Source organism: Polyangiaceae bacterium (assembly GCA_020633205.1).
Taxonomy (GTDB): Bacteria; Myxococcota_A; Polyangia; order Polyangiales; family Polyangiaceae; genus JAHBVY01.
Genome location: JACKEB010000019.1, coordinates 42515 through 68101, shown reverse-complemented (window position 1 = coordinate 68101; position 25587 = coordinate 42515). Strand labels below are relative to the sequence as shown.

Genomic DNA, 25587 nt, shown 5'->3' with positions numbered 1-25587 from the left:
GCAGACCAAGCGCCAGCGACCCAGAAGATCTCCAGTGCGCACTTGTCTCGGCGGGGATGGTAAACAGAAGGCGATGCAAGCTCGAATGGCTTTGGGGAGCGAGCCCATCGAGGTCTGGCAACAGGAGCTGGACTCGGCGCTGGACCTGCTCCGGACGCACACGCGACTGATCGAGACCGGCGCCCAACCGGGACCCGACTTCGAGACTCTGCAGTCGGACCTCGTGGCCACTCATCAACACCTGCTGCAAGCCTACGATCGCGAGGCCGACCCGGTGACCGAGTTGGTTGCCGCGCGTGGCTTTCTCGACCGCGGCACCGCAGGGCTGACGGGTGTCGCTGATTCGGATCCGATCCTGGCGGGCGTCATAGATGGTTTCCGTAAGGCAATTGTGCATTTGCAACGCGCGGAGGAGCGGGTGCGAAGCCAAATCCACCTGCCGCCACCGGAGCCAACGGATCAACTGGCCAGCATGCGGGTTCCCCGTCTCAATCGCCTCCGGCGCCAAAGGATGGTGCCCCACTGGCGTTTCCCCCCGGCACCACCGCCGGAGGTGACTGTCGTGCCCGCGGAACCGCTGCCGCCACCGAAGACGTTCGAAGAGCTAGACGCCAACATGGCGACGTTGAAGGAACGCGCGGCTGCCCGCGCCGAGGCCGCCAAGGAACGCAGCAAGAAGCCAGCGGAGACCGCAGAGGACCCGCTTGCGCCGCCCGAGCCACCTCCCGGATTCGCGCGGGATCCGCTGCCGAAGCTCTCTTCGGCGGAGTTTGCTCAGCAGAACGCCCGACTCTGCTTCGAAGAAGTCACGATGGTCGGCATGGCGCGCCTGCCCATGTTGAATGAGCCCTGGCGCTCCATGGAGACGTTCGATCAGCGCATGCTGAATTCCATCGACGCAATCATCGCGCTCGGTCCAGGGGCACTCTCTCAGCTCGAACCGTGGGTGGTCGACTCACCCGCTCCAGACCCGTTCCGAGTTTGGGCCATCACCATGGTGCTTGGTTGCGTCGAGGGTAGGGATACCTTGGCCGCTGCCGAGCGGGCGTTCCACCGCGTTGCACTGGCTGACGACGACGCCGTCCCACAGTTTGCACGCGCGCTGAAGTTGATCCCGCACACTGGGGTGATTCCGCTTGCCCGCAAGCTCCTGCGGGATCCGAAGCCCGCGCACCGCGGCCTTGGGGTGGAGGTGTTGGTCGAGCGCGAAGCGATCACACCAGAGGAGCTCGAATGGGCGGCGTTCGCGGAAGCGGAGCTGGCGGCGCCCGCGCTGCTTCCGCTGGCGTTGGCCAAACACCCGCGCATCCGGGATGCGATCAACCACGCCTACGCCTTACCAGGCGCTCGGGTACGCCAAGCCGTCTGGGAGGCGATGGCGGTCTCGAACGATCCTCGTTTCACCTACACGCTCTACCAGGAGCTCGGCGGAGAGCTTCACGATGACGCGGTGTTGATGCTTGGCGCGCTCGGGGGTCCACCAGACGTCGAGCAGCTGTTCAAGCTGTTCGCGACTGAAAAGCAACCAATCCTCGCATCGGCCCTCGGCTGGGCGGGAGACGCCGCACACATCGAGCCGTTGATGCAGACGCTGAAGGGCAAGGACGCTGATCTCGCGTTGGCCGCCGCCTTCGCTTTGGAGCGCATCACCGCTGCTGGGCTATTCGAAGAGGTCGAGGTGCCCCCGGAGCAGCTGGAGGAGCCCGAAGCTCCGGAGCCGATCACCGGTGATGAACCGGAACCCCTCGCGAAGCTGGTGAGCGACCCGCGTGACATGCCCGAACCCGGCTCCCCTGACCTGATGAATTTCCCAAGCGTCGAGTTCAACCGTTGGTACCGCTGGTGGAAGGACAACTCTCAGCGCTTCGTTGCCGGACAGCGTTTCCGCAGGGGAGTGCCGTATACGCCACTGGTGTCTTGGAACGAACTGGACGCTGCCCCATGCACGCCCGGGGAACGACGTATGCTTCAGCGGGAGCTGGTCTACCGCACTGGTGCCTTCGTGCCGTTTAGTGTGGAGTGGTTCGTGCCTCGCCAGGAGCAGGCTCTCGTGGCGTGGGAGGCGCCGGCACGTGCCGCCAGCAATCGGCCAGGCGCCTGGACCGTCGCATCTCGACGCTGAATTCAGGCGTTGCCGGCTTGAGCACGCCGTGAGGCGATTTCCACACGAGATTTTAGCCGCCACAAGTCGCCCCTTAGGTTGGCCGAAGCCCCCGGCAGGCTGCCCCAAAGGCAAGCCAGAGGATGGAGCATGCAGCTGAAGCTACCGTCTCGGGGGACGCGATCTTGCAGGCCAGCGAAGAGCGGCCGGATCGTTTCGGCGAGCTCCGGCTCGTGCCGCGCGATGCCTGCCAGCGCGACGAGCGCCGCATTGGTCGTCCAATCCACCGGGCCGTTGAGGAGCGACTCGAGCGCCGCCTGCCTGACGGAACCCTGCCAGCCTTCATCTAGATTTGCGATCAGCAGGCAGCTCGCGATTTGAACCCGTTGCACCCAGTCGTGGGGTTGAATGATCAGTTCGTACTCGCTCGAATCGGGGGGCTTGGGCAACGGAATATGCACCAAGCAGGCTAGCAGATCGCTGACGTTCGTCGGAGCGAGGGTCTGCGCCTGTTGCTTGGCTAGCCGCCACCACGCACCGAGCTCGTACGGAGTGTATGCGATGGCTGCGATCTGTGGTTCTACGTCGGCGGTCGGTGGAGGTAACGCCGCCACAGCAGTTGCCCCGTCGTAGCGCCAGACGCTGAAAAGTGGTTGCCCTGTGGAAACTCTCGGGTCGGGCTCGGGAATTCGCTGGATTCCCAGCGAGAGCTTCGCGCGGTGCCCGAGGAGCCGCACCCCAACGATGAAGCCCAGCTGCAGGCTGGGCGCGCCGAGCTGAGATACGTTCAAGCGAATGTTCGCAGCCTCCTGCTCGGTGTCCACGGCTGGATGCTGCTTCAGCGTCTCGATGGCCGCGCTCAACGCCGCCGTCTCAGGGTCGAGGGGAGTTGGCAGGTAGCCAACCCAGGCGGGCTTCTCGAGTCTCGACAAGAGCTCCTGGGCGCGCTGTTCGCCACTGGCAGCGGTTCTTCGAAGCGCTTCGAGGTGCAGCGTGTCGCCCTCGAGGAAGTAGCGGCACAAGAGCAGACTGCTCTTGGCCCACGCCTTGTCAGGACGCAGCGCTAGCGCTTGCGAGTAGGCTTCGCGAGCGCGTTCGAACTCGCCCAGGGTGAGCTGGATATCGCCCAGATCCAGGAACGTCGAGGCCTCGTTCCGCTCGAGCTTTGCTGCCTGTTCCAGATGCTTGATTGCTGCGGGGAAATTAAACTGTTCCCGTTGCACCGCGGCCAGGGCCACCAACGTTCTCCAGGTGCGTTCCACGCTCAGCAACTGTTCCGCGATCTCTGCCGCTCGTCGAAGCTTGCCCGCCTGGCGGAACAGCGTCACCACGTAGAGGCCGAGCTCGACGTGCCGCGGCGCTTTGCGCTGAAGCAGCTCACCAACCACCAGCACGGGCGTCGTACCGGCGTCTCCGAGGTGCGCTTTCCCGGTGCGAACCGCCAAGGCTAGCTTCTGACTCAGCGCGCCGAGGGTGGTCGCGTCAATGGGTCCGTCGTGGGCATCTAGCCAGCGGGCTATCCAGACCCACGTGGGGATGCCAGGGACCGCCGCCAGTACGTCCAGCATCAAGCCGGTCGCGTCGATGCTGCGACCCATTTCCCCGAGGATAAACGCGTGGCGAACCGCAACGTTCAGGTCGAGCGGGTTGCTTAGAGGGGCCAGTGCCAGCGGGTCTTCCACGTCGCTCAGCAGCCGGCGCATCATCGTCTGGTACGCCGGGTTAGAGGGCTCGGCCAACAACAGCTGCGTGAGGTACTCAGCTGCCGCCTGGTGTTCCCCGGCGGCCAAACAGCGCTGCGCCTCCGCATTGGCGCGCTCTAGGACTTGCTCTCGGCTCTCTCGTTCACCGGCCGACGTCATCGCGAGGCACCCTACCTTGGTCAGGGCGGTTGGAGAAGACGAGGAAGCGCGGTGTTGAGTTGTTCAGCGAATCACGGATGCACCTCAGCCATTTCAGCCGAGCGTAGGGACTCAGAGCGCAGGAGCGCCTCGACGGCGGTCAGCGGCGATGTCCGAGCGGCATCGTCGGCGCTCGCGTGAGGGCAGGTGTCGAGCATCGCTCGCGCCAACAAGATCCGACCACAGCGCTGCTCCAGGGCGCTTCGCAGCGGTTCGCTGCCTTGAGCGAACTGGTAGCCTCCAAGCTGACAGCGCACGTACGCCCACTCAGCCGCGTGCCTACGGCGTGAGCCAGCGCCTTCCTGCGCCGGGGCCAGCAGCGCGCGTACCCGCTGCGGGTCACTGAGTGTGGCGCACGCGGCCTGCATCCACTCCACCAGCCGCCGCGTGCGATCGCGCGTGCTCCGCCAAGCTGCCGAGTCCACCCGTCGCGAGGCGTAGTCGCCGAGCATTTGTATCCAGGGAGCGAGAGCGTAGGTGGGGGGCGCCGACGTGTGAACCTCTTGCGCGTTCAAGTCGGCGTGGGCCCAGGTCCAAAGCCAGTGTAGTGCGTCGGCTTGGTCCATTGCCTTGGGGATCTGAGCGACTCCGCGCTGGACCCAATCACGGAGTTCCTCTCTCGCGAGCGGCGTATCGGAGTCGAGTTCGAAGCGTTCGCGAAGCCGGATGATCGGACGCTCTTCGGGCAAGCCCGACTCATGCGTTGGCAGCACGGGCGGCACCGCCGGTATTTCTGCCAGGAAACTTCGTTGCACACACGGGCACTCGAACACCGGGACCGCCCACAGCTCACTCCCGTCGTCCACCAGGGTTAGCGGGTAGTCGTTGCAGCCGCGAGGCTTTGCGCCGCGGGCGTGCAATACGCAGCGCGAGTCTGCGTCCAAGAACACGCACTCGCCGTCTCGGGTCGCGACCGCCTGGATGGCGTCGTTGGCGCCAAACGCCGGTAGAAACACCCGAGCGTGCCGCGCTGTCAGGCCGGGGGGCGCGATGCCTTGGGTGGCCTCAGCTTCCGCGCGATCAAAAAGCATGGAGGAGTAGGTTCGGCAACAGCTGCCGGTGCCGTCACAGCCGAGCCGGAGCCCCGGTATGAGCTTGACCTCGCGCTCGGGGATGCGCGTGGCCCGCTGCTCGCCTGCGATTCCCCCGGCAAGTTCTCCGCGCTCGTGGAGCTGCTCTAGCAGCGCGCGGAGCTCGGAGCGCTTGTGCAACACGCCGCGACGGCTCGCCTCGAGGAACAGGCCTTCTTCGTCCCGTGTGCCATCTGCCAGCTCGAGCCACTCGAATCGCTCGAGGTCGAGCTCGAGCGCGTCGCCGCGAGCGTTGTCATGGAGCAGCAAGTGCGGGCTGCCATCCATTAGGTGTAGTCGGGGCAGCACATGATCCGCCAGGCGCGGTCGGTGGGGGGGAGGGGGCCCGGCAGGGCTGACCGTGGCCGCCGTAGACGATTCCGTGGGGGAATGTTGCGAGGCAGGGGCCGGCTCCGCTCCTGGCGCCTCGCAGTCGAGCAGCGCTCGGACGCGTTCGAGATTCTCGTTTTGCCGAGGACCTTCCGCTTGAAACCAGCGCTGAGAGAACCGCGCGTCGTCTACCAGGTACAGCCAGCCTCCATCGAACACCGAAAAGAGCAGCTGACGGGGGTGCCGGGCGTCTCCGGGAATGATGTTCGCGAGTTGCCAGCCGGCGAAGCGCGCCGCGTCGTCGATGGCGTCCGCGTCCACGTCCGGCTTGAGGACGACGCGCCGGGGCGGCTCAGCGGACACGGCCGGCGGAGCCAGAGCTTGGCGGCAGCCCCTGACCTGACACGGGCCGCATCGGCGGAGCGTCTTCGCCCAACGCGCGCTTCGAGTCCGAGGTCTGCCCGACGATCAACACCGTGCGCGCGCCAGCGTCGCTGCCGGCGTACATCATGGCTCGTTCGTGGGGCGCGTATCCCCGACGATAGGCCTCGAAGACCAGCACGAGCATCAGCGGCAGGGCCATCGCGCCCATATGCCCCACACGGTGGGCTGGGAAGTCTCCCTGTTGGGGCAACTCGAAGGCCCGCTGACTCCGCGCCGTCAAGGCCTGCCACTCGTAGATCTCGCGCATCTCGTAGGTCGCGTCGCCGAGGAGCCACCCACACTTGAGGTTGCTTGCGAGCATCGGCTCCATCGCTTTTCGCGCGGCAACGGTGATCCCGGCGGCCTCGTACGCGGATTCGTCGTTGTCCGGGGTCGCCCGTTCGTAGGCAACGCCGAGACTGTGAAGGGCGACGTGGGCTCTGAGCCCTAGCTTGTTAGCGAGCCGTTCGCTGGTCAGCAGCAGAAACGCTGCACCCTCACCCCCGATCATGCCGTCGAGATGATCCGAGGAGAATAGACGGCCGCGCTCTTCGAGCGTACGGATCACCGCAGGGTCATAGTCGGAGTGAACCGCGCCGACCACGATCACGTCGGCTTGCCCCATGTTTATCAAGTTTGCCGCTTCCTCGAGGAATAGGCCTGGAGCAGCCGGTCCCTCGACCCGCGTCTCGATCGTCACGTTCTCGTGTGCCAGCTTTCGCGCCCGAAATAGCAGGCTGCTGGCTACGCGCTGCGCAGCGGAAACGCCCGTCGCGTCGGTGGCCGCGAGCCATTCGTCCACGCATAGGTAGAGCTTGATGCGCAGGGTCTTGGCGTGCTCGCCCAGGGCGGCCATCGCCTCCTCCAGCGCGGGCATGGCGAGTTGAATCAGCCGAGCGTCACCGCTTAGCCAGGGTTCCAGTGTGGGCACCGAGCACAGGGTGACCAGGTTGTCGACGGAGTCGAGGATCGCGGATTCGCGCATCCCGATGTGGCCGGTGCGATAGACGAAGGCCGTCTCTGGGGCAGTGGCGCCGAGGCTGGTTTGGGCACCAACACCCGCGATGACGCATAGCGTGTTCATGAGCATCCTCTGTCAGGGAACGACGGCGACTTCGGAGACAATCGTGTTCGAGTCCTTCATGCGGCGAGGTGCTTTGGTCGAAGCACGCCACACCATTTCAACTGCAATAGGCTTGTCCGGGCCGATACCCAAGGTGTCGATCAGCACGGTGTCCAGCTGGGGCTTCACCACGAGCGGCTCCCGATCGTCCACCTCGAACTCGACTTGTACGCCAACCAGCGGGAGGTTGAACTGCAGTACGCCGCCGCCGGGGACGAGATTCAAGAGCTGCACGGCTTCCCCACCGCGGAACGGGATCTCCGACCACAAACCTGGTGACGCAGCCACATTGAAACGATCGTCGAAGTCCTTGGGCAACAGCGGCGCTCGCAGCTCTTGCCAGGCCTCGTCATAGGTGCCGGCGTATTTTCTGCGCGGCAAATAGCTGCGGCCCGTCGCTCCGACACCAGCGGGGGGAGGTGCGGTCTTGTAGTTCTGGATCGGGAACGCTGGGTCTTCGATGTGCGGCGCCGCCTGATGCGTGAGCACGCTGGGGTCGCGCACGCAGCCCATGCCTACAGGGTTGCGACCCTCCTCGACGATGTTCTCTTCGTCGCTGTCGTCGAAACCGCCCCAGGCGTAGTCATAGCGCATCTCCAGCGAGGAGATGGGCCGCGCCTCGCTCAGCCCGGTGCCGTTCTTTTCCCATACGCGAAGCCCGTACACCTTGACTGCCTTCTGAAGTTGACCGGCCCGCACCAACACGTCGAAGCTCGGCACGGCCTTTCCCTCGGGGGCATGAGCGGTCCCCACGACGATGACGTCGGTGCCGGGCTTGCGTAAGCAAAGGTCCGCCGGGTACGCGATGCTTGGGATTTCCGGCTCGCCCCAGGGCACATCGGCGAACCACAACGGGCGCATGCGGTGCTCCGGTGCCAGCTCGAGTGGCCCCGAGCGGTCATGGGGCATCTCCCAAGTGGCCTTGATGACCACTGCGAGCTTCTCGCCGTCTTTGTCCAGTAGGAGCTGGGGATGTGCGAAGAAATCCGTTTGGTTGTCCAGGGGGGGCTGGTCCACGTGCCGCAGTGTAGACGCATCTGAGCGGCTCGTGGGCGAACAACGTCCAGCCTGAGTTTTGCTCGATTCGAGGCTTCGTGCGGGGATTGTATCCGCGCGGTTAGCGTCCAAACTCGCACCCGGGAGTGCGAACAACCACAAACTGTCACCCAATCACAAAGTGGCTCGGTGCCGATCAATTCTCTATGGTTCCGGCATGAGAATGGCGATTGCCGGGCTCCTAGCTCTCGGTTGTCTGGTCGGATGTGGGGACGAGGGTGGCAGCAGCTCGGGGGTTGGCGGCACGAGCGGCACCGGCGGGACCAGCGGGGCAGGCGGCTCGTCAGGTTCTGGGGGAGCTGCGGGAGTGCCCAGTGCGCTTGCCGCCGGAGCTCAGCATGTGTGTGCCCTGTTTGCCGACGGTTCGGTGCGCTGCTGGGGGAGCAATAGCGACGGTCAGCTGGGGCTTGGGTCCACGGAAACGATCGGTGATGACGAGCCGGTCTCGGCAGGGCAACCCGTCGCTCTGGGGGAGGCGGCGATCTCCATCGGGGCCGGTCGCGCACACAGCTGCGCGCTGCTCGAGAGTCATCGCGTGCGTTGCTGGGGTTCGAATAGCGTGGGTCAGCTGGGAGTTGGCAACCGGGAGTTGATCGGTGACGACGAGCCAGTCAGCGCGGGCGGCTTCGCGGACGTTGGGGGTGAGGTTGCAGAACTGAGTGTCGGTGGGAGTCATGCGTGCGTGCTCCTCACCAACGGGAGCGTGCGTTGCTGGGGACTCTCCATGGCTGGCGAGCTTGGCTACGGAAACCTGGACACGATTGGGGACGACGAGACTCCCGCGAGTGCCGGCGACGTGCCTCTAGGTTTCACGCCGGATCACATTTGGGCGGGCTTCTTCCGCACCTGTGCGTGGAACGATCAGCAGGTGAGCTGCTGGGGGAACAACAACGCAGGTCAGCTCGGTCACGGCGACACTCTGAGCATCGGTGACGATGAGCCGGCGAGTGCGGGAGCGCTTACGGCGGGCTTTCCACTCCACGCGGTGGGGGGCGGTATCGCCCACACCTGTTTCGTGGGCACCGGCGGCGAGCTCAAGTGCTTTGGGCAAGGGATGGATGGCCAGCTTGGCTCCGGCGCTCGCGACAGCTTGGGTGATGATGAGCCGCTGTCTGCCGTGTCGCCGCTGATGATTGGCGACACCCAGAAGGTCGGCGGCGGCCAGCACCACACATGCGCTCTGAAATCAGACGGCCAGGTCCGCTGCTGGGGTGCCGCGGACGTCGGTCAGCTTGGCAAAGGCGACACCTTGAGTGTGGATTCGGCCAACGCAACCAGCGACCTGGACCTGCCTGCGGGAACTGATCTGGCTTGTGCGTTTGCCGCCTGCTGCTTGCTGTCGGCGGACGGAGTCAGGTGCTGGGGGAGCGGACAAAACGGGGTGCTTGGGAACGGCAGCACGCAAAACGTCGGTGACGACGAGCCGGCGAGTGCGGCGGACCCGATACGATTTGGGCTCTAAGCTCGTCCCAGCCTCCCAGATCGATTAGAGTCTGGAGGGGTTGTATGAAGAGGCTTGCTTGGCTGGGGTGCGTCCTCATTTCGGTGGTTGGGTGCTTGGCAGGGTGTTCGTCCGGAGACGTTCAGAACACTCCCAATGAACCCGTGGCACAGGTGGCAGGGGCGCTGACGACCGCGACGCCCGTCCTCGATGACGACATGCAGTCGGGGACGGACCGAGAAAAGAACGGTGACGCGCCCGCGATTTGCGCGGGCGTCGTGGGCTCGACCAACGAGACGGGCAACACGACCCGCACCGCGCTGATTCGCTTCAACCTCAACAATATCCCGGCGAACGCGCACATCGACACCGCGTCGCTCGCATTGCACCTGGAGGACTGCCTCGTGTGTGCGCCCCCCGCTGCAGGGATGCGTACCATCACGGTCCAGCGCGCCAATGGCACCTGGAGCGAGGGCACAACCAGCGTCGCAGGTGGCAGTGGTGGTTTCTGCAAGGGGGACGTTGGCACGCCGGGAGCCATCCCTGGGACCGGTTCGACCGCCACGGCGGACTACACTGCGGTGCCCACGACCGTAAATATCGACGTCGCCACAATCGTCCAGGCCTGGGTCAACGGGAGCACGAACAACGGCTTCCGGGTGTCCCAGACCAGCGGCGGCCTCGCCATCATCACGTCCAGCGAAGGCGCGACACCTCCGGCGTTGACGGTCACCTACCGCAACCCTCAGGGTGCGGCCTGCTCGCCAGACAGCTCGTCGAGCAGCGCCTGTTTCTCGGGTCAGTGCTGGGACGGGGTTTGCTGCAACACCAGCTGCGGCGGCGCGTGTCGAGCGTGTAATGGGTCCGGAACCTGCGTGCTCTCCTCCGGCACTCCAGCACCCTCCACCGGCTGCTCCAACTACACCTGCAACTCTGGTAACTGCCGCACGACCTGTTCGAGCGATACCCACTGCATCTCCGGTTTCTACTGCAGCGGCAGCTCCTGCGTCGCCAAGAAGGCCGTCGGGCAGTCGTGCGGCGGCAACAACGAGTGCGCGAACAACCAGTGCGTTGACAACATCTGCTGCAACACCTCCAGCTGCCCGACCTGTCAGGCTTGCAGTGCGAGCATCTCCGTGGGAGCAAACGGCACCTGCGCCAACATCGATCCCTTCACGGATCCGAAGAACCAGTGCGATCCCGGCTCTTGCAACGGTGGTTCGTGTACCACCAGCTGTACCGCAGACAACCAGTGTGACGCGGATCACTACTGCAGCTCGAACAGCGGTGGGACGTGCCAACCGGACAAGTCGGCTGGTGCGGTTTGCTCCGGCGACACCATCGACTCGTCGGGCAACCATCAGTGCGGCACTGGCAACTGCGTCGATGGCCGCTGCTGCACGAGCACTTGTACTACTCCGTGCCGTTCGTGTGCGAACGCGGCGGGCACCTGCACCACGGTGATCTCGAATCAGGACGATCCCGGCAGTTGTTCCGGAGCCGTCACGTGCAACGCCGGCGGCCAGTGTCTGCCGACCAACGGCAACTCGTGCACTCAGAACTCAGATTGCTCCAGCAATCAGTGTGAAGACGGCTTCTGCTGCAACGCCGACTGCGGCGACTCGAATCCAAACGACTGTCGCGCGTGCAATGTGGCCGGTTCCCAGGGCACCTGTACCGCGGTGCCCGCTGGCAGCGTCACTTGCCGGCCAAGCGCTGGGGTGTGTGATCCAGCTGAGACCTGCAACGGCTCATCGATGAACTGTCCGGCGAACGCGTTCGACTCGACCACCCAGTGTCGTGCAGCGAGCTGCAGCAGCGGGACCGAGACTCTCGCCGCCACCTGCGACGGCGCGAACGCAGCTTGCCCGACCATTCAGACGAACGCCTGCGCCCCTTATGTGTGTGGTGCCACGTCTTGCCAGAACACGTGCTCGAGTGACGCGAACTGCACCTCGACCAACTGGTGCAACGGCACTTCGTGCGTGGCTAAGTTCCCGAACGGGAATGCCTGCACCGAGGCGCGTCAGTGCTCGAGCAACCTGTGCGTCGACGGTGTGTGCTGCAACGCGGCCTGCACCGGTCAGTGCGAAGCGTGCGATGTCGCTGGCAACGCAGGCACTTGCTCGCCGGTCAGCGGCGCACCTCATGGAGGTCGCACCGCCTGCACCGGCGATGGTTCGGTGTGCAACGGTCAGTGCGATGGCGCGAACCGCACTGCATGTGGTTTCGCTGGGGGCACGACCCAGTGCCGCGCGCCCAATTGCAACAACGGTCAGTCGGTGGTCGAAGCGTTCTGCGACGGCGCGGGCAACTGCCCGGCGCAACAACAGCAGACGTGTGATCCCTATCGTTGCAGCGCGACGGTGTGTCTGACGACGTGCACCACGGACACGCAGTGTCAAACCGGTTTCCGTTGTGATGCGGGTGCCTGCGTGCCGGCCAAGACCAATGGCGAGACGTGTGGCGGTGGTACCGAGTGCGCCAGCGGCTTCTGCGTGGATGGCTTCTGCTGCAACGCACCGTGCAATGGCCAGTGTGAAGCGTGCAGCGTCTCCGGCTCCGAGGGCACCTGCACCGAGGTCACCGGCGCGCCCGTCGGTTCGCGTCCTTCGTGCGCGGACGATGGCAGCGTGTGCGGCGGGTCCTGCAACGGCGTGCAGCGCGCTGCGTGTGCGTATCCGGGCGGATCCACAGAGTGCCGCGCCGCCGACTGTACGAGCGGCACGGCGACGCTCTCCGCCGGCTGCAATGGCGCTGGCAGCTGCCCCGCGGTTCAGACCCTGACGTGTCCCACAGGCAACTGCGCAGGGACCTTGTGTGAGGGCAACTGCACGGTGGACGGTGACTGCAGCGCTGGCGCGGAGTACTGCGCCGCGGGCGTGTGTACGCCGACCAAGAGCAACGGCGAGCAGTGTGCCCGAGACAGCATGTGCGTTAGCGGGCGCTGCGTGGATGGCTACTGCTGCAACAGCGCCTGTGACGGCCAGTGCGAAGCGTGCAACATCACTGGCAACGAAGGCGTGTGCAGCGCGGTCACCGGGTCACCTCGCGGCGCTCGTCCGGCGTGTGCAACCGATGGCACCTCGTGCGCTGGCACTTGCGATGGTGCGACCACCGCAGCGTGTGCCTATCCTGGAAGCGCGACGGCGTGTCGCAACGCCGCGTGTAGCGCGGGTGTCGCGACCTTGGAGGGCCACTGCACGGGTGGTGGCAGCTGCTCGCCTCTGCAACAGCAGACCTGTTCGCCGTTCATCTGCCACGCGACGGATCCGCGCTGCGATGGCAACTGTAGCGTCGACACCGACTGCAGCGGGGGTCAGTACTGCGCAGGCGGCGTCTGTGTCGACCCGCAGCCGCCAGGCGCTGCTTGCAGCGCGACAGCGCAGTGCGCTTCTGGCTTCTGCGTGGATGGCGTGTGTTGCGATACGGCGTGCAACGGCCAGTGTGAAGCGTGCAACGAGGCCGGATCCGTCGGCACCTGTACGGCGGTCACGGGGACCCCGCGCAACGGTCGAGCGAGCTGTGGTGGGACCGGCGTGTGTGCTGGCTCTTGTGACGGCACCAGCGGCCAGTGCGCGTATCCCGACGGAAGCATCGCTTGCGGCGTCGGCTCCTGCTCGGCGGGCATCGCCACGCCGGCGGCAGCCTGCAACGGAACCGGCAGCTGCCTCAACGGGCTCCAGACGAGCTGTGCTCCTTATCTCTGCAGTGGAACGACTTGCGCCACCACCTGCACGGACCCGTCGGAGTGCACCTCTGGGTTCGACTGCGTGAACGGCTCCTGCGAAGCGATCGGCGTGGGTGGCGCGGGTGGTATGGCTGGAACTGGCGGCACGGCCGGTGTGGCGGGCAGCGCAGGTGCCGGTGGCACTACGGGCGGTGCTGGCGGTGTTGGCGGCGCCACTGGTGGCGCTGGTGGCGGTCTGCCTGACGCTGGAGTCGTCGGTGGTACTGCGGGCACCGATGGCCTGATCAAGGGCGTCGATGAAGGCTCAACGTGTCGCGTGGCAGCGCCAGGCAGCGACTCGAAGCGTTCCTCAGTGCCTTGGCTACTGCTGGCCTCCGGACTGGCGTTCGCAGCTGCACGGCGCCGCAGGTCCCACGCCCGCCGGGCCTGAGGGGCACGCTTCCTCGAGGAAAGACAAGCAAGCCCAACACGACCCCGGGAGGCCTGGCTCTCGGGGCGTTCCGTGCTAGAGCCCGCCTATGTCTTGGGAGGTTTTTGGGGGGAGGTCCGCCAGGTGCTACTTCGGCCTGCTGGGAACCGTCGCAGCGCTGGTCGCTTGTCACAACAGCGGCTCGAGCAACCAGAGCGTGCGGGACGCGTCAGATGACAGCGCTCCTGGGGCGGGCACCGGTGGAGCCGCATCCGATGCCAGCGGGACCGGAGGGAGCGGCGCTCGCAACGGGACAGGCGCGACTGGTGGCGTGCCCACTGGCGGCGTGATCGCGTTCATGCACCCAGACGGCTACGCCGCGTGGGTCACTGCCCAAGCATCGGGCAAGCTCACTAACGTGAGCTCGGCGCTGAACTCCGTGTCCCCAGGTGAGGACAAGAGTCTCGCTATCTCCTTGGATGGCAAAGCCCTGGCGTTGACGACAACCCGTTTTGGCTGTGGAGACTGGGACTGCTTGGTGCTCGTTGATCGCGGGCTCAAGAGCGGGGAGCGGGTGCAAGCGGGCGGTGAAGACGTGCATCCGGATCGGGCCTTGGCGGTGGGGCCAGGCGGCGGGTGGGTCGTCTACTCCGCAGACGGCGGAAGCCACAGCCGAGATCTCTTCGTCACTCGCAAGTCTGGAGGCAGTTGGAGCACCAAGCAGCTACTGACCGCTAGCTCCGGCTACGCGTACAACACTCAGCCCTCGCCGACTCCGGATGGCAAGCGCGTAGTTTTTGACTGTGGAAACGAACCCTACGGCGGCGCCGGGAACGCTGTGTGCTCGGTTGGGGTGGACGGGAGTGGATTCAAGGTTGAAGCCGCGCCCGGGAGTGGATTCGCGGCTGAAGCGACCGCCCTGCATCACCCGGCAATGGCGCCCAATGGTGGACTCGTTTTTGAGATGAATCGGCCAGACACGGGAGAGCGCATTTGGTCGTTGAGCGGCGGCCAAGCAGCCCAGCTTGGGGATTTCCCCAATGACAACTCCCCGTGCGTCTTGCCTTCCGGTGCAGTGGCTTCTCTCGTACTAAGCCGTGCGGGTAACTCGTCAGGCGCCCATGAAATCAAGCTCATGTCAGCGACTGGAGCCGAATCGGTGATGGTGCTCACCGATGTGGATGTGATTGATGTGCAGCTTAGCTGCGGCGGCTGAATCACGCCGGTGTAGGCGATCTCCCGGCCAAATCGGGTCACACCGATCAGAACATGTGTTCATGCTCACATTTGAGACGCTCGGCTCGGCCGGGCTCCTCTTGGTCCGGCGAGAGCGAGCGCGCAACGAGTGGCCGCTCGGTGAAATGGTCAGGTTTGCTGCCGCGCGGTTGTTAGCGATGAACGATATCGACTACGCTTCCGCTTGGGAGGTGTGCCCGCGTGCGGTAGGTTCGGAACACCCCTTTGGGAACACCACCATGGGAGCGCACCGCGTAGTGTCAGTTTGAATACTCGCTCCACCAGCAACGGCCACCGCGTGAACGCAGTCACTTCGAGCAAACAACCCGGCGAGGAAGCAGCTGCGCCGGAAGAACAAGGCGCCACCGGCCGGCTGTCATATTACGCCGCCATGCTTCGCACTCGAGGAGAGGCGGTGCGCGCAGATCTCGCTGAGCTAGCTCGCATGCCGGTGCTCACGGTCAACTTGATGCTCAAGCGTACCGTGGACAACGACCCGTTCTACGCCGACTGCACTCAGCGCTGGTATGCGGATGCGACTCGGCCGCACCCGAAGTTCCCACTGATCCGTAGCAAGGCTTGGGGATGCGCGCTCTGCGTGCTGCCTCGCACCCATGAAGAATACTTCATGTATATCGAAGCGTCCGCCCGTCGGAACTTCAAGAAGGCGCAGAAGGCTGGGTATCGCTTCGCCCCGCTGGACTTCAACGCGAACTTGGAGGCGGTAGCCGAGATCAGGCAATCCACACCGGAGCGCCAGGGCGTGATGCCCGAGAGCTACTTGCGTGGTGAGGTCGAAGCACACCAGAACCCCAAGTCGCGGAATGCGTACCACGACTATCCGTACTTCGGCGTTTTCCTTAAGGATAAGCTGGTCGCGTATTCCTCCTGCTTCATCAGCGGGGAACTCTGCTCGCTCCAGCACATCCTGGGACACGCTAACTTCCAGTCGGACGGTATCGTCCCGATGATGCTCATCGGCATCGCCGAGCAGGTTTACAAGCGATACCCCGCCGTACGCTACTTCATGTACGGCACCTACTTCGGCGCGGCTCCGCCCATGCGTCGCTTCAAAAAGAAGTTTCGCTTCTATCCGCACCGCGTGATCTGGCGGCTAGACGCGCGCGAAACGCTCTAGGCTTCGTCCTCAGCCGAGTGCGAGCGATCCCGGGTGGAAGGCCTGACCGAGCGGGGACGTAGGAGGTGTGCGTATGGCGAGGACGAACGCGTGGCCGATAGCCACGAAGCAGGTAGCGTGGAGTGTGCTGGCGATCTGCGCCGTCCTCTCCGGTTGCGGTTCCAGCAACGGATCTGGCCTGGCTGGCGATGGCGGAGTCGAAGCTGGCGGGAGCTCCGCTGGGGGCTCGGGCGCCAGCGGGGGTGAAGGAGGAAGCGGCGCGACGGGTCCGGTGTCCTGCGACTCGGACAAGGACTGCACGCCGCTGGGGCTCCTGTGCAACAAATCCCTGGGGGAGTGTGTCTCCTGCCTCTCGAACGTCGATTGCGGTGATACCGCGGAGTGCCTGGCTGGCAGCTGCCACCCCATCACAACCTGCGCCAACTCACTGGATTGCCCGTCGGGCGAAGTCTGCGACCCCGCGCGTCTTCACTGCTACCAATGCATCGAGTCAGCCGACTGTGGCGTTGGTAAAATCTGCGTGGAAAATACCTGCCGCTCGGATGGCAGCGGAGCAGGCGGCGCTGGTGGTGACGGTGGCAGCTCCGGAAACGGCGGCAGCTCCGGAAACGGCGGCAGCGCTGGGAATGGCGGCAGCGCTGGGAATGGCGGCAGCGCTGGGAATGGCGGCAATGGCGGCAATGGAGGAAGCGGCGGTGGCTGCGGCGATCTCTACCTACTGGTCGATCGCTCTGGGTCCATGATGGACTCCTCGAAGTGGCAGGATCTAACCGGCGCGGTCAACGCGTTCGTGCAGGAGTCGGCAACCGCCAAGCTTCGAATGGGAGCTGGATTTTTCCCTGTGGAACCAGCGGTGGATCCGATGTTGCCGCAGACATGCAGCATGGACTCGGACTGCGGGGCCTACGGGCCTTGCGTGCCGGTCTTCAACCAGTGCAATGGATCCATTTCGTCTCCCATCGACTCCTGCGAGCTCTCTGACTACACGCACCCCGCGGTCTCGATGTCAGGCTTTCCCGGCGCTTCGAGCCAGATCCAGACATCGCTGGGCGGTGTGAGCCCGGATGGTGGGTCCACCCCAATGACTCCCGCGCTTGCTGGTGCCTTGCAGTACGCCAAGGGCGCCGCGCAGGCTGGACGTCCTTCAGCGGTCGTGCTGTTGACAGACGGCGAGCCGACTGGCTGCACGTTCAACACGGTGCAGAGCGTGGCTGGCGTCGCAGATAGCGCCTACAAGGGGTCTCCGTCGGTGCGGACCTACGTCGTGGCGCTCGGAGGGATCGCGGAGCTCGACCAAGTGGCACAAGCGGGTGGCACCGGCACGGCGAAGCTGGTTGCAGTGGGAAACGCGCAGAGCGCGCTACAGAGCGCGCTGCAGCAAATCCGCAGCGCAGAGGGCTGTCAGTAGGCGGTTGACGGCAACGACGTTGGGAACTCCCTCACCCCCCGATCGAAAAGCGGGCATCAGCTGACGACCCGTCGAGAGCGAGCCAATGTTTGGGCCCGGTGCGTGATTCCAGCTGCTGAGGGTCGCGACCTCAAGCTAGGCTGTCCCGGATGGCTGATGGTGAAGCGACGCAGAAGGGGCAAGCCCTGCTATCGGAGCTCGAAGCGGAGCTGACTCCCGAGCCCGGCGAACAAGCAGACACGAGCAATCTCGAGGATTTCTTGGGGGGGAGGAGCGCCGATGCGCCCTCCGAGGAGCAACCTGCACGCTCCGAAGCATCAGCGCCCCAAGCGAGCGGACTCCGCAGCGCGCAACTCGTGTCCGTCGATGGGCGTGAGGCGACGGTGCGGTTCCGGGGAAAGACTCAGAAGGTGACAGCTCAGGTGGCACCTGAGGTGGATCCACGGCTCCTCAACCTTGCCCTGCGGAATCGGGATTCGGTGTTGGTCGAAGCGGACGGTGAGCGCCTTTGGCTGGTTGGCATCCTTCAGGTCAGGTTACCGGAGCGAGTAGAGCTGCGAGCTCGAGAGATCCTGATCGAAGGGGAACAAGAAGTCACCCTTCGATCAGGCCGCGCAGGGGCTCGTCTGCGCAAGGACGGAGACGTCGAGCTGGTGGGCTCGCGCATCAGTGCCGCGTCGCGCGGCCTGTTCCGCATCGTTGGCCGAATCCTGCGCCTGAACTAAGCGAAGCGGGTCAGGAGTCGGAGACCTTCTTCGGAAGGTGATGCTTCGGCAGGGTACAGGTGAAGATCGGAGCCGTGATGGTGATGCCCGCGCCGTCCAGCACGACTTCGCTCGCACCGCACTTGAAGGTGATGCTGCCTTTGGCGTCCATCTTGTGTAGCGCGCCGATCAATGTAGCGGGGCCGCCTGCCTCCACTGAGTAGTCGCCCTTGATGGACTGCAGGATGGCGCCGCCCACCATGGTGTTCTTGGCGCCGCCAACGTGCTCGGTCTCGTCGCCTTTGCTCAGCACGATGAGACCGATCGAAGTCTCACTCTTCATGCCTTCCACCGACTCTGCCCGGTCTCCGAGAATCAGCTCAAGGTAGGCAGCACCGACCGTCTGGGTGGCGCTTGCACCGACGTTGGTGTTGATGCCGTTCACGGCGGCCATGACCCGCAGCGCGGCGGATGTTTCCGTGTGGGAACCCCCAACCTTGTTGATCTGGTGTCCAGGGCCCTTCGTGTTCTTCGCTTCATCGACGCCGTCCACGTTGCCCTCTGGGCCGGCCGCGTTGGCGCCGCTAGCACCGCCACCGTCTCCGCCGCCGGTGCCGAGGGCGTTGTTCACCGCATCCATCGCGCCGCTCGCGCCCTGCTGGATCATCCCCGTAGCCGCCGCGCGCAGCGCGTTGACGCCAGCGATGTCGCCTGCGCTCTGACCAGCTGCCGGAGTCATCGCGGCGGGTGGGCCAGCGATCGCCGAGGCCATCGCTCCCGCCCCGGGTAGGCCTGAGGCGCCTGCGACCAAACCGGCGGCGGTGCCCAGGTCACCGTTTGCGAGCGCGTTCATGTTGCCGGTGATCGCGTCAGCCTGTGCGCACAAGGCATCCACGGGGCCCATCACCTGGTCGACCGCGCCCTGCACCGCCGCAGTGACTTGACCGACCACGTTTGCCGCTGCGGCCGCGGCCATCTCCGCGGCGCGCTCCATCGCAATGGCGAGCAGCGCCTCCAGTGGGTTACCCGTCATCTCGAACTGGTTGCCCCCAACGGTGACGGTGGTACCGCCACCGCTGGTGAGGCCGTAGACGGCGTTGATCTCTTGCTTCCGGTTCCCGCCGACGCTCACGGTTTGATCGGCGCCGATGTCGTTCTGGTTGCCCTTCGTGATCTTGGTGTCGGAATTGCCGGAGACTCCGCTCTCGGAGTTGTTCTTCACGTTCAGCGACTCGTTGTTGCCGACGCTCTTCTTCTTGTTGTTCGCAGTGACCATCTGAGTGTCGAACTGCGAGTGGATCATGATCTCTTCGGCGCCGGCCTTGTCCTCGAAGCGGATCTCGTTACTTCCGCCGCCGCTGGGATGGCTGTTGGTGCGCATCGCCGTCCGGGTCTTTCCTTCCGGAAGCGCGTACGGCGGCATGAACGTCCCGTTGTAGAGGCGGCCAGTGACCAAGGGCCGATCTGGGTTGCCTTCCATGAACTCCACGATGACCTCCCAGTTCACGCGGGGCAGAACCATGGAGCCAGAAGTCTGTAGCTGTTGCACGCGCATCCAACACGAAGCGTCAGCGAAGGCGTTGCTACCGCGGTCCCAGAAGAACTTCACTTGGACACGGCCGTGCTCATCGGTGTGAATCTCTTCGGACTCCGAGCCCTCGGGGGCTACGACACGCGCTGTCTGTGGGCCATGAATCACCGGCTTCGGGGTGACCTGGGGACAGCGATACTTCGTCGCGATCGGTAACAGGTCTACTTCCGCGCGGTAGCTGTCGAGTTCCACGACGCTGCCATCTTCTTGCTTGCCCATGGTGATGGCGAAGTGATAGCTGCAGCCGAAGATGAAATAGTCGGCGTCCAGATCGTCGGAGTCCGTCAGCGTGACTTGGTGTCCGATCGCTAGTCGCGGCGAGTTCGAGACAGCAGCCACCGTGTGGACCAGGACTTGCTCTGCCTCCAGCCGAACCTGGTTGAGCCGCTCCAGCGTGGTCGCCTTGATTTCACCTACCGTGGACCCGTCCGCGAGCTCTAGGTAGCATGCGGGGTAATCGTAGACCTCGAAGTCGGTGTGCGCCTCCGCTTCTGCTGTCTTGGTCAGATCGTTGCTCGTGACGTCGAGCTGCGGCGTCATGAAGTTGAAATCACGGGAGACGAACTTGCCGGAGCGCACGCGGTGGGCCGCGTGCAGCTCACTGAACGAGTCTTCGTTGATGTCGCCGTGGCTCGCCTCGCGACATGGCAGCTCAGCTCCGTCAGGAATAGCCTCCGCGGAGGACGAATCGTCGCGGAAGTAGAGCTTCTCGTTCTCGTCACCTTCTTCGGTGTACGAGTAGAAGTAGATACCCTCCTCTTCGCAGAGCCTGGAGATGAACGCCAGGGCGCTTTCCTGGTACTGGACGCAGTACTCCCGCTTCGGGTAGGTCGCGTCGAGGGTGATGTCATATTCTTCGGGGCTGATCCCGTTCTGTTCGAAGAGCTGCTTGATGATCTCCTCGGTGGTCAGGTTCTGGAAGATCCACGAGTCCACGTTGCGATCCAGGAGCCCAACCGTCGCGATTACCTTCAGGCGATACGTCCACGACGCTGCGCCGTCTGATTCTTTCCGTCCGGCAATAACCGTTGCCGAGTCGATGCGGCCCGTGAATGAGTGCTTCGTCTCCCCATCGTAGCCATGGACGATCTCTGCTCGGGAGCCGACGAGATCCTGAATCGAGGCGTAGTCGACCGCCACGGCTTCGATCACTGCGTAAGCCGGGATCCCTGCACGATGGTACTCGTCGAGCCTCGTCACCTTGTCGGAGACGAAGATTTCGTTGCGGATGTAGACGTCGAGTGTTCGTGTCACGCTACCCTCAGTTGTCCATGGTGATGGCAGTGTCGACGACGTCGCCGTCGAACTTGCAGCTGACACCCAGCACGGAGACGGACGCAGGTGTGATGAGCAACACCGACGCGCCCATGGCGACGGTGATCATCCCGTCGGCCTCGTAAACGATGTCATTGGCCTTGGTGACCTGCGCCGCGCCCACGATTTCCGTGTACGTCGCGCCGGCGGAGTCGGAGCGACTGCCCTTGATGCTCGTGATGATGGCGCCGCCCACGTTCTGGTTGAAGACGCCCGACACATCGACCCCGCGTCCGCCCTTGGTCGCGATGATCTTGGCGGCGCCCGTGTTCTCCGTACGCATGCCACCGACGATGACGCTGCGATCGGCGGTCGTTAGCTCGACCAGCGCTGCGCTGACGTCCTGCTTGTGATTCGCGAGCGTACTGTTCACGATCGCTCCGACGACCAAGTCGATGTGCATACCGTTAACGGTTAGCTCGCTGCTACCGCTGACGTCGCGCTTGTGGTCGCCGCCGATCATCATCGTGCGGTTGCCACCAACATCCAGCGTGTGGTCTCCGCCGCAGTCATCCACCATGTACGTCTCGACGGCGATGTCTTGGTTGCCGCCGACGTCCACCGTCTGATTGGAGCCGACCTTCGTGGTGACGCTGTCGGTGACGTTGACCGCCTGGTTCCCGCCGACCTTGCGCTTCATGTCGTTACCGACCGAGTGCGTGGTGTTGTTCAGGACGTCGATGGTCATGTCGTAGCTGGCGTTGAAGAACATCAACTCTGCTCCTCCAGCGTCTCCCATGCGAAACTCGTTGCTCGAACCGCCACCGGGGGTGGTTGCGGTCTGCACCGAGCTCTTGGACTTCTCGTCGGGCAGCTTGTAGGGCGGCGGCGTCTGTGGGTTGTAGAGGCGCCCCATCACGACGGGCTTGTCGGCGTCGCCTTCGTTGTGGGAGATGGTGACTTCCCAGTTCATGCGAGGCAGCAGCATGGAGCCGCCCAGTGCGAGCTGGCTGCTGCGCATCCACTGGCTGCAGGTGTCATCCAGCGGGTTGATACGGTCCCAGTGGTAGTGCACCTTCACTTGGCCGCTCTCGTCTACGTGGATCTCCTCACCCCCCGGGCCCGCGGTCCAGCCGCTCTGTAGACCGGGGATGACGACTGCGCGCTCACGACGCGGAGGGCGATACTTTACTCGCGACGGAGGTACCGCGTGGAAACCGCCGTGGAAGGACATCGTCTCCTCGCCTTCGATCTCGGCGTGGCCCAAGCTGCGACCGGAGTACTGGACCCGAACGAGCAGGTACTCCTGATTGAGCGGAGCGTATGGGTGCTCTTCCACGCTAAACGTCTCGCCTGGGCGCATCACCAGCACGCCGGTGCTGCCTTCCACCAGCTCACGATCCGCTTGCAGTTGCTCTAGCAAGACCTGGGTGTAGTGGTCGCACACGGCTTGCTCGACGAAACGACCCGGATACTCGTACACCTCCAGCGAGTGGGCCCCATCGTCGGTGCCTTCCACTGCCTTCTCGAGCTGAACTTTCGGCTTCAGCGGGTCATAGTCGCGCAAGAAGGCCTTGTCGGAGCGCACCTGCTGGGTGTGCGAAAGGTCACCGACGTGGGTGGGCGCGGTTTGGGAACTCAGCTCAGGCAGATAGCTCAGCGCCGTCTCCGCGGCGGAGATCGGGTCGAGCCCCGCTGGGTCGTCGCTCAGAACGACCAGATCCTTCCCCTCGTCCATCAGGATCGAAAACCAGATGCCCTCTTCCGCGAGGAGACGGCGGATAAAGTCGAAGTCGGTCTCTCGATACTGACTGCAAGAGATGCGCGGCTCGTAGCTCCCACTGACTCGCCATTCGTGGCGACTACCGTCCACTCCGGCGCCCGTGAGCACTTCAGTGACGATGTCCACCACCGACTTCTCTTGGAAGACACGGCAGTCGGCACGCTTGGTGGCGTTCCAGAGTGTCGGAACGATCGTGAGCTTGGTGGCGAGGGTGCGATCCGCGCGAGGGGAGCGGACCGCCTCGATTACGAAGCCGTGGAAGAAGCGCTCCTGGGAGCCGTCTTCGCGGCAGAAGCGAAACTTGGCTGGCTTGTCGACTAGCGAGCCCGGAGCGGTGCTGTCCCCGGAGTCGCCGTACTTGGTTACGCGAACTTCGAGTGTGCTGATCTCATTCAGCTGCTCGACGAGATCGAAGTCCAAAACGTCGAGGGCGGTGCCATCAACGTCGAGGGTGAACTCCAGGCGGTTCTTGACGCTGTCGTCGTCGCTCATCTCAACCCTCCTTCAACGATGCGCCCATCTTGATGCTCAGCGCGCTCTTGACCACGATCTTCTTGCCCTTCATGACCACCGGGCCGCCTCCGAGCTTCATGCTGCTCTTGCCGCCCTTCAGGTCTCCGGTCGCCCCGACCAGCGTGATCATCGGCGCCTTGACCGTGTATGCGCCGGTTACCTTGCGGTAATGCAGGCCGCCGATCAGCATTGTGGTCGCAGCGTCGCAGCTCGCCGCGTGGTTTGCTCCATTGATGTGGATCTCGGCTGCCGCCGAGGTTTGGTTCTTCAAGCCGCCGACCGTTTCACCGTGGGTCCCGTTGACCAGGTGCACGCGAATCGCGCCCACGGTCGAGCTGCTCGTAGCGGCGATGTTGTCGGAGATGGACGCGACGCTGCCCACCACCTCGACGGCCCCTACGGTGACGTTGTAATCGCCAGTGACGTTCTGGGTGATACCGTTGCAGATCGTTATCTGATTTCCGCTTACCGTGTAGCTTCGTGCCCCGCCCACCGTCTCCTGGGTGTCCGCAGTCGAGTTGCTGTCGTCGTTGCCGCCGATCGAAATCGATTGGCTGCCGCCGATCTTCTGAGAGTGGTTCGCCCCAACGTTTAGCGACTGGTTTCCGCCAACGGACGCGCTGTCGTTCACGCCGGTCTCGTTGGACACGTTCTTCGTGACGTTGTGTTCCTCATCCACGCCGACTTCCTCGATGAAGTCATGCTCTGTCGTGATGTTGAGGTCTTTTTGCGCGTGGATATTGAAGCCCTGGCTGCCGCCCGTGTCGCAGGCACCGATTAGGTTGTGTCCGGCGCCTGCGGGGGATGACATACTCTTCAGCGAGCCGGACGCCTTTGCGCCAGGGAGCGCGTCCGGCGGCTGATTTTCGGCGTTGTAGACCTTGCCCAGCATCATCGGTCGATCGGGGTCGCCGTCCAGGAACGCGATGGAGACCTCCCAGTTCACGCGGGGGAGAATCATCGAGCCGCCGAGCGGGAGCTGATTGGTGCGAATCCAGCAGCTCGAGTTTTCGTCCTGCTGACCGACGCGATCCCAGTAGAAGCGCACCTTGATGCGACCGAACTCATCGACGCAAATCGTCTGGTCCTGGTCGTCGTGCCCCGTCACGATCGCGGTTTGCACGCCGTGGATGCGCACCCGCTTCGCGCGCCTGGGAGCGGCGAACGGAGCGCCCTCCGGAATGGCTCGGAACTCGTTCTTGCAAGCGACGTCGCGGTCGTCATGCTCGTTGTGCTGGTGGCCCCACGAGACGAGACGCGTTGGTACGAAGCTTCCGTTGAGGTCTTCTTCGTCAGCACCATCGACCACGAAGGGGGCGCCGACCCGCAGGTCTACTGCCTCCGAGGAACCGGTCAGGATGTCGGAGTCGTGGCGTAGCTCTCGCATGCGCGCCGAGGCCAGCAGCGCACCTTCGGAGCCATCGACAAAGCCGCCTGGATATTCGAAGAAGGGCATGCTCCACGACTCCACCGGCGGGAGGCTCGACTCTGGCGGCGCGGCCGGCGCTTTGAAGTCGTAGTCCAAGAGGTGGATGGAGCCCGTGCGCAAGCTTCGGGTGCGCGCGAGGCCTTGAACCACGACGGCGGTTTCGGAGCCCGCGGCCGCTACCTGAACCTCCACCTGGGGAGCGTCCAGGAGCACGAAGCCCTCGGGGTTGTCTGAGACGATCAGCTTGTGCTGATCCTCGGAGTGCTCGAAGAAGTAGAAGAGGCCGGCCTGCTCGAACACCCGCGAAACGAAGTTGAACTCCGACTCACGGTACTGAACGATGAACTCCTTCGCAGCGTAGGTGCCGGTCACGTCCCACTGCACTCGATCCCCGAAGCCTGCTTCGTTGAAGATCTCCGTGACGACGTCGACGATACTCTTGTCTTGGAAGATGCGGCAGTTCTCGCGATGCGCGAGCGCTTGAAGCTCAGGCATCAGACGAACTTCGAAGATCAGGTTCTCAGCCTGCATCTTGACGAAGCGCGCGCGTTCAACCACCCCGTGATAGAAACGCGTCTGACCCTGCTCGTTGATCACGGTGAGTACGGCGGCCGTGCGGAGTGCCGTGAGTACGTCGAAGCCGTCGTCCTTCGTCTTGAAACGAATGTCGACGGTGAACGGCGCCGAGATTTCTTCGACGGCTCGATAGCTCAGGGTGTCGATGTCCGCGGGCAGGGCGGAGCCCCGCAACACGAACTGCCCACGCATGTGTCGCTCTTCCACTGCGGGTATCGTACTCGACCTGGGCGACAGATTTGCCCGCCAACCTTGCAAGTTTTCGTCGCAATTCGTGCGAGCATCGCTCGGATCTTGGCACGCCATCCGCCGGGACGCGGCGACCCCCGTGGATAGTGCGCCGAGCCTGTTCCCGCGGGAGGCTCCGATTCGGAACGCGGGACCGGGGTTGTGGCCCCGTGCCTATCCAG

The 25587-nt window shown here is 64.4% G+C and carries 14 protein-coding genes; 7 read left to right on the top strand and 7 right to left on the bottom strand.

What is annotated here, in order from left to right; genetic code table 11:
* The first annotated feature begins 73 nt into the window (after window positions 1-73).
* Window positions 74-2122, top strand: coding sequence for a hypothetical protein (locus H6718_30045; protein MCB9589694.1), 2049 nt, complete (start codon window positions 74-76; stop codon window positions 2120-2122).
* Between the two features lie 2 nt (window positions 2123-2124).
* Here H6718_30045 and H6718_30040 read toward each other — a convergent pair whose 3' ends face one another.
* The 4 genes from H6718_30040 to H6718_30025 form a co-directional block, all read right to left on the bottom strand.
* Entirely contained in the window at window positions 2125-3963 is a 1839-nt protein-coding gene (locus tag H6718_30040; GenBank protein ID MCB9589693.1) for a tetratricopeptide repeat protein, read from the bottom strand.
* Window positions 3964-4034: 71 nt separating this feature from the next.
* Entirely contained in the window at window positions 4035-5765 is a 1731-nt protein-coding gene (locus tag H6718_30035) for a hypothetical protein (protein ID MCB9589692.1), read from the bottom strand.
* Window positions 5755-6909 (bottom strand): hypothetical protein, encoded by a 1155-nt coding sequence (locus H6718_30030; GenBank protein ID MCB9589691.1) that lies wholly within the window; start codon window positions 6907-6909, stop codon window positions 5755-5757. The genes H6718_30035 and H6718_30030 overlap by 11 nt, the downstream gene beginning before the upstream one ends.
* Window positions 6910-6921: 12 nt before the next feature.
* Window positions 6922-7965 carry a DUF2169 domain-containing protein gene (locus H6718_30025; protein ID MCB9589690.1) on the bottom strand — a complete coding sequence of 348 codons (1044 nt, stop codon included), beginning with the start codon at window positions 7963-7965 and terminating at the stop codon, window positions 6922-6924.
* 196 nt (window positions 7966-8161) lie between these two features.
* Here H6718_30025 and H6718_30020 point away from each other — a divergent pair, with 196 nt between their 5' ends.
* The 6 genes from H6718_30020 (at window position 8162) to H6718_29995 (ending at window position 18052) form a co-directional block, all read left to right on the top strand.
* The gene (locus H6718_30020; GenBank protein ID MCB9589689.1) at window positions 8162-9466 is read left to right on the top strand and encodes a hypothetical protein; all 1305 of its coding nucleotides are present in this window, start codon (window positions 8162-8164) and stop codon (window positions 9464-9466) included.
* A 143-nt stretch (window positions 9467-9609) separates the two neighbouring features.
* Window positions 9610-13566, top strand: a complete 3957-nt coding sequence (locus H6718_30015) for a DNRLRE domain-containing protein (GenBank protein MCB9589688.1) — start codon at window positions 9610-9612, stop codon at window positions 13564-13566.
* A gap of 88 nt (window positions 13567-13654) precedes the next feature.
* Window positions 13655-14761, top strand: a complete 1107-nt coding sequence (locus H6718_30010; protein MCB9589687.1) for a PD40 domain-containing protein — start codon at window positions 13655-13657, stop codon at window positions 14759-14761.
* A 411-nt stretch (window positions 14762-15172) separates the two neighbouring features.
* Window positions 15173-15919 carry a hypothetical protein gene (locus tag H6718_30005; protein MCB9589686.1) on the top strand — a complete coding sequence of 249 codons (747 nt, stop codon included), beginning with the start codon at window positions 15173-15175 and terminating at the stop codon, window positions 15917-15919.
* A gap of 73 nt (window positions 15920-15992) precedes the next feature.
* Entirely contained in the window at window positions 15993-17327 is a 1335-nt protein-coding gene (locus H6718_30000) for a VWA domain-containing protein (GenBank protein ID MCB9589685.1), read from the top strand.
* 149 nt (window positions 17328-17476) lie between these two features.
* Window positions 17477-18052 (top strand): hypothetical protein, encoded by a 576-nt coding sequence (locus H6718_29995; protein MCB9589684.1) that lies wholly within the window; start codon window positions 17477-17479, stop codon window positions 18050-18052.
* Window positions 18053-18062: 10 nt separating this feature from the next.
* On the opposite strand, the gene tssI (H6718_29990) is transcribed toward H6718_29995, so the two are convergent.
* Genes tssI (H6718_29990) through tssI (H6718_29980) form a run of 3 tightly spaced genes read right to left on the bottom strand, consistent with a single transcriptional unit; the run spans window position 18063 to window position 25369 of the window.
* On the bottom strand, window positions 18063-20876 hold the full coding sequence (gene tssI, locus H6718_29990) for a type VI secretion system tip protein VgrG (protein MCB9589683.1): 2814 nt from the start codon (window positions 20874-20876) through the stop codon (window positions 18063-18065).
* A gap of 7 nt (window positions 20877-20883) precedes the next feature.
* Entirely contained in the window at window positions 20884-23151 is a 2268-nt protein-coding gene (gene tssI, locus H6718_29985) for a type VI secretion system tip protein VgrG (GenBank protein ID MCB9589682.1), read from the bottom strand.
* 1 nt (window position 23152) lies between these two features.
* Entirely contained in the window at window positions 23153-25369 is a 2217-nt protein-coding gene (tssI, locus tag H6718_29980) for a type VI secretion system tip protein VgrG (protein ID MCB9589681.1), read from the bottom strand.
* Window positions 25370-25587: the final 218 nt, after the last annotated feature.